Annotated in this window: 1 protein-coding gene; it reads right to left on the reverse strand. The window is 59.9% G+C overall.

What is annotated here, in order from left to right:
* Positions 1 to 368: 368 nt before the first annotated feature.
* Positions 369 to 1,166, reverse strand: a complete 798-nt coding sequence (locus tag GIW04_RS30795) for a DUF2242 domain-containing protein (protein WP_120248846.1) — start codon at positions 1,164 to 1,166, stop codon at positions 369 to 371.
* Positions 1,167 to 1,298: the final 132 nt, after the last annotated feature.

Genomic DNA, 1,298 nt, shown 5'->3' on the forward strand with positions numbered 1-1,298 from the left:
GTGGTCGGCCATTTAGTTGGGCTGGAATGAGTACATATCCATTCCTGCGGTAACGGCCACTTAGGGTTCCGCCCTGACGGCGTCTTACTTTTGAAAAGCCAGATTGCCGGCCCAGTCAAAAGTAAGCAAAACGCTCTTGCCCCACCACTCGGCACCTCGCTTGGGCTCGGTGTGCCCGTAATCCGCCAGCGTGGTTTGACGGGGCGCTTAAGATCAAGATCAAAAGCAGATCAAGAGCAAGAGCGGCTCGCTTCGCATCGTGGTTACTGTTGAGCGCTACAGAGTTGTGTCGATACCTATGCTGCGATAGCGACCTGTCAGCCGACGCTTCTCTACCTGACACCCCGCTCCTACATTCGAGCATTGCGTTATTGCGCAGGCATCGGAAGCGGTGGAATCGCTTCTGTCGGCGCCGGCAACGTAGGATCAGTCGGCGCCGGCGCCGGCGCCACCGGAGCAGGCTCTGTCACCGGCGCGATCGGTGCTGCCTCAGGTGGCGGCGCAAGCGGCTCTGCAGCGGCGGGCGCTACAGGCACCTCCTTCGGCGCCTCGACCTTCTCGGCTGCCGGAGCGGCCTTGGGCTCGGGCACGCCCAGGTCGGCCTTGGGCTGCTCGGGGATATGCTCGGCCTGCTTCACTTCCTGCGGCAGGAACACGTCCACCAGCGCGAAGTAGCGCTCGTAGAACTTGGGTGCCGAGACGGTCTCGCTGGCCACTTTCACCATCGAATCATCGGTGGAGCCAATCGGCATCGACACCGAGCCCAGCACGCCCACGCCGAGGCTCGCGGAGTTGTTGACCTTCTTCAGCGCATAGCGGTCCTGCAAGGCGTTGGCAAACATCGTCGAGTGATTGCTGCCCTTGCCATCAGCGGCGCACACCACATTGAAACTGATCTGCAGGTGGGTCTCGCCGGTCTGCTGGAAGCTCTTGTTGCCGGCCACCAACTTCGGATCGCTACTGGTAATGATGTAGCCCTGACTCAGCAGGGCACGGCGCGCAGCCTCACAGGCCGCCACATCGCTCACCGGGTAATCGCGGGAAAACGTACCGGAGTCGTCGAAATTCTCATGTTCATAGATAGCGGTCTTGGGTGACGAGCAGCCCGCAGCGCCCGCCAGCACCAGCGCCAACCCGAGAGTGCGCAAGTGAAATGATGTCGACATTGAAAATCCTGAAGAAAACGGTCCGGACGGTATTGTGCAACAGAACACGACATTGAAGCGCGATTCCTGTCGGTAAAACATCTCAGGCTTAGACAGCAGCATCAGTAGGAAAAAGCCTGGCACACATAGGAT

The organism is Pseudomonas sp. PA-4-8C (assembly GCF_021606625.1).
In the GTDB taxonomy this organism is placed as follows: domain Bacteria; phylum Pseudomonadota; class Gammaproteobacteria; order Pseudomonadales; family Pseudomonadaceae; genus Aquipseudomonas; species Aquipseudomonas lactis.

What these genes read in the sequence shown, in the direction of transcription:
- GIW04_RS30795 (WP_120248846.1), bottom strand. Translation starts at nt 1,166, where the DNA reads ATGTCGACATCATTTCACTTGCGCACTCTCGGGTTGGCGCTGGTGCTG.